Source organism: Arthrobacter sp. NPDC080086, assembly GCF_040702285.1.
Map to the genome: position 1 here is coordinate 1 of NZ_JBFBKP010000123.1, position 7,566 is coordinate 7,566.

Here is a 7,566-nt window from a genome sequence, read left to right on the forward strand (position 1 = left end):
CGCGTTACCGCGCGGGTGGAATGTTCCGGCGCGGCCGGCTACTAACAACAAGATCAACTGAAAACCGGGATTCCTATGTTTGTGTTGAATCCACGCGTAGGGGCGGGGCCCCCTCATCCGCGAAGGCGCGGTGGTGACACTACGCCGGGACGGACACGATCACCTGGGCGGCGCGCAGGACCCGGTCGCCGGACTTGTAGCCCGAGCGGAGGACCTGGCTGACCGTGTCGGTTTCGACGTCGGCGCCGGGCTGCTGGATGAGGGCCTCGTGGATCGTGGGGTCGAACTCCACGCCGGTCTCATCGATGCGCACCAGACCGTAGGTCTTGAGCGCGTTCTCCAGCTTCGCGGCGATCGCGGCGAACGGGCCGTCGGCCAGGTCGCCGTGCTGCCGGGCGGCGTCGACGTCGTCCAGCACCGGGAGCAGGGAGTTCAGGACGCCGATGACGGCCATCTCCCCTGCTACGGCGCGGTCGCGTTCGACGCGCTTGCGGTAGTTGACGTACTCGGCCTGCAGGCGGCGGAGGTCGTTCTTCAGTTCCTCCGCTTCCCCGGCGTCGACGCCCTGCGCCACGGATTCCGCGGCCGGGACGTCCACGCTGTTGAGGATGTCCTCGGCCTGGGACAGGGCGTCCCCGGATCCGGACTCCGCCGCGGCATGTTCCTGGTCCGGGTGCCGGGCCTGGCCGGTCTTCGGATCAACCTTGCGGTTGTCGTGGACCACCGGCTTCTGGCTCTCGTCCGGGCCCTCGCCGCCGTGCTCTGCTTCGTTACCGTGGTGCGGCATGATTACTTCTTCTCGTCTTCGTCAACGATCTCGGCGTCGACGATGTCCTCGTCGGAAGCCTTCTCGCCGGCCGGGGCACCTTCGGCACCGGCGGCACCCTCAGCGGCACCGGCCTGGGCGTAGATGGCCTCGCCGAGCTTGGTCTGGGAAGCCTGCAGCTTCTCAAACGCGGTCTTGACGGCGGCGTCGTCCGTGCCCTCGAGCGCCTTCTTCAGCTCGTCGACGTCGGCCTGGACCTCGGTCTTGACCTCTTCGGGCAGCTTGTCCGCGTTGTCGGCGATCAGCTTGTCCACGGAGTAGGCGAGCTGCTCGGCGGTGTTGCGGGTGTCGGTCGCCTCGCGGCGGGCCTTGTCCTCGGCTGCGTGCTCCTCGGCGTCACGGACCATGCGGTCGATGTCTTCCTTGGAGAGGCTGGAACCGCCGGTGATGGTCATCGACTGTTCCTTGCCGGTGCCCTTGTCCTTGGCCGAGACGTGGACGATGCCGTTGGCGTCGATGTCGAAGGTGACCTCGACCTGCGGCACACCGCGCGGGGCCGGTGCGATGCCGGTCAGTTCGAACGTGCCCAGCGGCTTGTTGTCGCGGGTGAATTCACGCTCGCCCTGGAAGACCTGGATGGCCACGGACGGCTGGTTGTCATCCGCGGTGGTGAAGGTCTCGGACCGCTTGGTGGGGATGGCGGTGTTGCGCTCGATCAGGTGCGTCATGACGCCGCCCTTGGTTTCGATACCGAGGGAGAGCGGGGTGACGTCGATCAGCAGCACGTCCTTGCGTTCGCCCTTGAGGACGCCGGCCTGCAGGGCAGCGCCGACGGCGACGACCTCGTCCGGGTTGACGCCCTTGTTGGGCTCCTTGCCGCCGGCCAGTTCCTTGACCAGCTCGGAGACGGCGGGCATACGGGTGGAGCCGCCGACGAGCACGATGTGGTCGATGTCGGAGAGCTTGATGCCGGCTTCCTTGATGACGTCGTGGAACGGCTTCTTGGTGCGCTCAAGCAGGTCCTTGGTCAGGTCCTGGAACTTGGCGCGGGTCAGCTGCTCGTCCAGGTGGACCGGGCCGTCGGGGGTGACGGAGAGGTACTGGAGGGAGACGTTGGTGCTGGAGGAGGAGGACAGTTCCTTCTTGGCCTGCTCGGCAGCCTCACGGAGACGCTGCAGGGCGATCTTGTCCTTGGACAGGTCGATGCCCTTGACCTTGAGCTGGTTCAGCAGGTAGTCCACGACGCGCTGGTCCCAGTCGTCGCCGCCTAGGCGGTTGTCACCGGCGGTGGCGCGGACCTGGATGGTGGAGAAGTCGTCCTCGTCCTTGCCAACTTCGAGCAGGGAGACGTCGAAGGTGCCGCCGCCGAGGTCGAAGACGAGGATGAGTTCGTCTTCCTTGCCCTTGTCCAGGCCGTAGGCCAGGGCAGCCGCGGTGGGCTCGTTGACGATGCGCAGGACCTTCAGGCCGGCGATCTCGCCGGCTTCCTTGGTGGCCTGGCGCTCGGCGTCGTTGAAGTAGGCCGGGACGGTGATAACCGCGTCGGTGACCTTTTCGCCCAGGTAGGACTCGGCGTCGTTCTTGAGCTTCATGAGGATACGGGCGGAGATTTCCTGCGCCGTGTACTTCTTGTCATCGATGCTCATCGTCCAGTCGGTGCCCATGTGGCGCTTGACCGACGAGATGGTGCGGTCGATGTTGTTGACGGCCTGGCGCTTGGCGATTTCGCCGACCAGGACCTCGCCGGACTTGGAGAACGCAACGACCGACGGCGTGGTGCGGCCACCCTCGGCGTTGGCAATGACGGTGGGCTCGCCACCTTCGAGAACGGAAACAACGGAGTTGGTGGTTCCGAGGTCAATACCTACTGCTCGTGACATGTGTGGCTTCCTTCTTTCCTTGGAAACGTGCTGCCCCCGGCCATCGGGCGGAGGCCCGGCGACCGGGAGTGAACCCGGCATCGAGCCCGTCGATTGTCGAGGCGCGCCCACTTGTTGAGCGCTCTGCACTCAAGTCTACGCAGGCTCATTCCGATGTCAATCCAAAGTTGAGTCGCTTCCGCTCAACTTTGGCTAACGGTGCGGATTTCAACCGCGCCGGCGGCGCTGAGGTCGGCGGTTTTGTCCCGCCAAACCCCGGGATTCCGCGGATTTCGTCGCCACTGCGATTTCGCCAGTGCGCAGGGCGGGTGCCCCGGCGGTCGTTTCGCTCTGCGAGAACGGTCCCGCCGGGCCCGCTTGAAAAGTCCTTCTGCGCGCCTAGCGTCCGGTTTCGTCGTCGCGACGCTCGTTGTCGCGGGCCGCCTCGCCCGCTGCGCGGTGGCCGGTGGCGCCCGCGGCGCCGTAGTCGCCCTCTTCGTATTCGCCCTCGACGCCGGCGACGGCATCGGGGCCCGTGGCGCCGGCGCGGCCGTAGTCACCCTCGGGGTAGTCGCCTTCCTCGGCGCCGACCGCGGAGCCGGTGGCAACGCCGGCCTTGCCGTAGTCACCCTCGGCGTATTCGCCCTCCGGGGCGCCGGCCGGGTTCTCCCCGGTCACGCCGGCGTTGCCGTAGTCGCCCTCGACGTACTGGCCGGCGTCGGCCTCAAGGCCCGTCTCCTCGGCGGCAGGGGCGGCCGCATCATGCCGCGCTTCTTCTGCTGCCGTTCGATCAAACTCACCGTGATTGTCAGACATGGGTGGATCCCTCCTGCAGGCGTGCGCGCCCGCTCGGGCGCAGGGGCAGTCTATCGAGGGACCCCGGGCGGCGACAGGGCCGTTTCCCTGCGCCGGGGATGCCCCTTAACCAGGCAGCCGCCGCCACGGTTGCCTGGCGGGGGAACCAGGAGCGGTGACGGCGGCTGCGGCCGGGGGGTCTTAGCGGACTCCCGCCTCTGCGGATTCCGGCTCGGGCTGCTGGGAGACCTGGGCTCGTGCCGCACGGTCGGTCTCCGCCCGGCCCAGCTTGCTGGGCCACCAGATCCGGTGGCCCAGGTCGTAGGCCAGGGCCGGGACCAGCAGGGACCGGACCAGGACCGTGTCCAGCAGCACGCCGAACGCCACGATGAAGGCCAGCTGCACCAGGAACATGATGGGGATGACACCCAGGGCGGCGAAGGTGGCGGCCAGGACCACGCCGGCGGAGGTGATCACGCCGCCGGTGACGCCCAGGCCGCGCAGGATGCCGGGCCGGGTGCCGTGCTTGATGGATTCCTCGCGGACCCGGCTCATCAGGAAGATGTTGTAGTCCACGCCCAGGGCCACGAGGAACACGAAACCGAAGAGCGGCACGGTGGCATCCGCCCCGGGGAAGCCGAAGACGTGGTTGAACACGACCGCGGAGACACCCATCGCGGCGCCGTAGGAGAGGACCACCGAGGCCACCAGCAGCACCGGCGCCAGGACGGAGCGGAGCAGCAGCATCAGGATGACCAGGATGACGGCCAGGACCACCGGGATGATGGTGACGAGGTCGCGCTGGGCCGTGGTGTTGGTGTCCAGCGCCGTGGCCGTGACCCCGCCGACGAGCGCGCCGCTGTCGATGGTCTTGAGTTCCTTGCGGAGTTCGACGACGACGTTCTCGGCCTCGTTGGAGTCGGCCGCGTCGTTCAGGATGGCGTTGATCAGGACCCGGCCGTCACGGACCGCCGGTTCGGTGGCGGCACCGGGGGCGCCGGGGATCACCGGGGCCCCGCCGTCGGCCACCAGGTAGGCATCGCCGACGCCGTTGGTGTCCTTGGTCTTGGCCAGCACGTCCTGGGCCTTCGCCTGGTCGGTGACGATCACGGCGGGGCTGCCGCTGCCGGCGTCGAAGTGGCGTGCCAGAGCCTTCTGGCCGTCCACCGCGTTGGAGGCGGAGAGGATGACGGCGGTCTGCGGGACGCCGTTGGCCTTGAGCTGGAGCACGCCCGCCGCGGCGATCACCAGCAGCAGGACCGAGGCCACCCAGACGGTGCGCGGGCGTCGGGAAACCAGCGTGCCGGTGGCCCGCCACAGGCCCTTCTGGCCCTCGAGGCCGGTGACGAATTCCGGCTCGCGCTCCTCCTCGGGGAGCACCTTGGGCCGGAATGGCCAGAACGCGGTGCGGCCGAGGAGCGCCATCATGGCCGGCAGCAGGGTAAGGGCGGCAAAGAGTGAGCAGAGGATGCCCGCGGCCGCCACCGGGCCCAGGGCCTTGTTCGAGTTCAGGTCGGAGAAGAGCAGGCACAGGAGGGCGATGATCACCGTGGCGCCGGAGGCCAGGATCGGCTCCCACGCGGCCTTCCACGCGGTGAGGGCGGCGGCGGTGCGGTTGGTGGTGTGCGTCAGGGCCTCGCGGAACCGTGCCACGTAAAGCAGGGCGTAGTCCGTCGCGGCGCCGATGACCAGAATGGACAGGATGCCCTGGCTCTGGCCGTTGAGCTGGATCCAGCCCAGCTTGGCCATGCCGAAGACCAGCAGGATGGCGGCGCAGAGGGCGAACACGGACGTGAACAGCACCGCGATGGGCAGCAGCAGGGACCGGTAGACCACCAGGAGGATCACGAACACCGCCCCGAGCGCCACGAGCAGGAGGATGCCGTCGATGCCGGCGAAGGCGCTGACCAGGTCAGCCGTGAGGCCCGCCGGGCCCGTGACGAAGGTCTGCATGCCCTCGGGGGCGGAGGCCTTGACCTCGTCGCGGACCTCCTTGATCACGTTCTTGACCTCGTCGGAGGAGGCGATGGGGACAACGAACTGCACGGCCTTCGCGTCCTTGGAGGGGATCGGCCCGATCACGCTGCTGCCGGCCTTGAGCTCCTCCAGCTTGCCCTTGAGTGCGGCGGCCTGGCCGAGCTGGGCGGGGGTGAACGCGGCGTCGCTTTCGATCACGACGACGGCGGGGATCTCCTTGGAGTCGCGGAACTTGGCCTGCCAGTCCTGCGCCTCCGTGGCCTCGGCGCCGGCCGGAAGGAAGGAGGCTTGGTCGTTGGAGGAGACTTCGCTTAGCCGGCCGAAGGTGGGGCCGCCGATGCCGGCGATGGCCAGCCAGGTGACCACCAGCAGGACGGGCACCAGCCAGCGGAGCCAGAACGGTACACGGGTTGAGTTTTGCCGCTTGGTTTTCATGGCGTCCTTCTCTGGGGGCGGTACGGAGTAGACTTCAGTAAATCATAGATTATCTCCATGATGGATATAAGTGTCTGGCTAGATATATTGGTGCGGAATTCTCCCCCGGGATCCGTCGAGCCTCCTGGAGTAAACTCCGTGGGGCGCCAGGTGCGCCGGGGGACGAAACGCAGGAGGAGGTGAGCGGCCAGTGTCAGCAGAGATTCCACCGCAGGGCGGCCCCGGGGAGCCGTCGCCGCTTGTCCGGCTGCTCCAGGAGTTCAGCCTGGAGGCCAACCGCTACGTCGACGCCGCCGGCGCCCGCAACGACATGCACCGGACGGACCTCAACGCCCTGTCCGTGATCATGGAGCACACGGCCAAGAACCAGGTGGTCACGCCCGGGGTGTTGCGCCGGGAACTGCACCTCAGCTCCCCCGCCACCACGGCCCTCATCGACCGGCTGGACCGCTCCGGCCACGTGGTGCGGGAACGCGAGGGCACGGACCGTCGGCAGGTCCAGTTGAGGATGACGGCCAAGGCCTTCGACGACGGCGGCGCCATGTTCCTGCCGCTGGCCCGCCACATGGGGGCAGCAATGGAACGCTTCACCCCGGAGGAACTGGAGGTGGCCACCCGGTTCCTGACCGAGATGATCGCCGCCACGGTCCGGGCAGGCGAGGAAGCGGCCGGAAGCGCGTAGCCTGTGGCCATGAGCGCCGAACAGCCAGAGGATGTCTATACACACGGCCATCACGAATCCGTGGTCCGCGCCCACGCGTCGCGCACGGCGGAGAACTCCGCAGCGTTCATACTCCCGCACCTGACCCCGGGCGTTTCGGTGCTCGACGTCGGCTGCGGCCCGGGCAGTATCACGTGCGACTTTGCCGCACTGGTGGCGCCCGGGGAGGTGACCGGGCTGGACCGCTCGGCCGAGGTGATCGCCCACGCCTCCGCCCTGGCAGCCGAACGCGGCACCGCCAACGCCCGCTTCGTGGCCGGCAACCTCTACGACCTGGACTTCGACGACGAAAGCTTCGACGTCGTCCACGCCCACCAGGTCTTGCAGCACCTCACCGACCCGGTGGCCGCGCTGCGGGAAATGCGCCGGGTGGCCAGGGCCGGGGGCATCGTCGCCGCCCGCGACGCCGATTTCCACGGCATGAGCTGGTACCCGGCCGTCCCGGAACTCGACGAATGGATGGAGCTGTATCAGCGGATAGCCCGTCGGAACGGCGCGGAACCGGACGCGGGGCGGCGGCTGGTGTCCTGGGCGCAGTCTGCCGGCTTCACCGACGTCGCGCCCTCCAGCAGCAACTGGCTCTACGCCACCGGCCAGACCCGGCGTTGGCAGGCCCGGGTGTGGGGCGAACGGGTGCTGCATTCCTCCTTCGCGGAGCAGGCCGTGGAGTACGGCTTCGCCACTCCCGCGGACCTGGCCCGGATCTCCGCGGGCTGGCACCGCTGGGGATCCACCGACGACGGCTGGTTCCTGATCCCCAACGGCGAGATCATCGCCCGCGCCTGAGGTCGCCCGACTCCAGGCAGGCTCACCGCCAGGCACCGAGTCCGTGGCCGAACGACGGCTATCGCATGATCGACAAACTACTAGTCGTGGCCAGGTCTCTGGCGATTAACACCAGCCACCCGTCTCATAACCCTAGGGTTTTGAGGCACTTAGGTTATGCGACACAAGAATCCCGATATGGCGACCGGTTCAGGTGTCCGTAAGGGGATCCCTCAATGGGACGTGTG

The 7,566-nt window shown here is 68.0% G+C and carries 6 protein-coding genes; 2 read left to right on the forward strand and 4 right to left on the reverse strand.

Going from position 1 to position 7,566, the window contains the following annotated elements; translation table 11 throughout:
* Positions 1-139 precede the first annotated feature (139 nt).
* The 4 genes from AB0305_RS21970 to AB0305_RS21985 all read right to left on the reverse strand — a co-directional run bounded on the left by AB0305_RS21970 (position 140) and on the right by AB0305_RS21985 (position 5,832).
* Positions 140-787 (reverse strand): nucleotide exchange factor GrpE, encoded by a 648-nt coding sequence (locus AB0305_RS21970; protein ID WP_290256373.1) that lies wholly within the window; start codon positions 785-787, stop codon positions 140-142.
* A 2-nt stretch (positions 788-789) separates the two neighbouring features.
* Entirely contained in the window at positions 790-2,646 is a 1,857-nt protein-coding gene (gene dnaK / locus AB0305_RS21975; RefSeq protein WP_364134401.1) for a molecular chaperone DnaK, read from the reverse strand.
* Positions 2,647-3,024: 378 nt separating this feature from the next.
* On the reverse strand, positions 3,025-3,441 hold the full coding sequence (locus tag AB0305_RS21980) for a hypothetical protein (protein WP_364134404.1): 417 nt from the start codon (positions 3,439-3,441) through the stop codon (positions 3,025-3,027).
* A gap of 180 nt (positions 3,442-3,621) precedes the next feature.
* Positions 3,622-5,832, reverse strand: coding sequence for an MMPL family transporter (locus tag AB0305_RS21985; RefSeq protein ID WP_364134407.1), 2,211 nt, complete (start codon positions 5,830-5,832; stop codon positions 3,622-3,624).
* A gap of 190 nt (positions 5,833-6,022) precedes the next feature.
* Here AB0305_RS21985 and AB0305_RS21990 point away from each other — a divergent pair, with 190 nt between their 5' ends.
* Together AB0305_RS21990 and AB0305_RS21995 are read left to right on the forward strand one after the other, a co-directional pair.
* Positions 6,023-6,514 (forward strand): MarR family transcriptional regulator, encoded by a 492-nt coding sequence (locus tag AB0305_RS21990; protein ID WP_364134410.1) that lies wholly within the window; start codon positions 6,023-6,025, stop codon positions 6,512-6,514.
* Between the two features lie 9 nt (positions 6,515-6,523).
* On the forward strand, positions 6,524-7,339 hold the full coding sequence (locus AB0305_RS21995; RefSeq protein WP_364134413.1) for a methyltransferase domain-containing protein: 816 nt from the start codon (positions 6,524-6,526) through the stop codon (positions 7,337-7,339).
* The last annotated feature ends 227 nt before the right edge of the window (positions 7,340-7,566 follow it).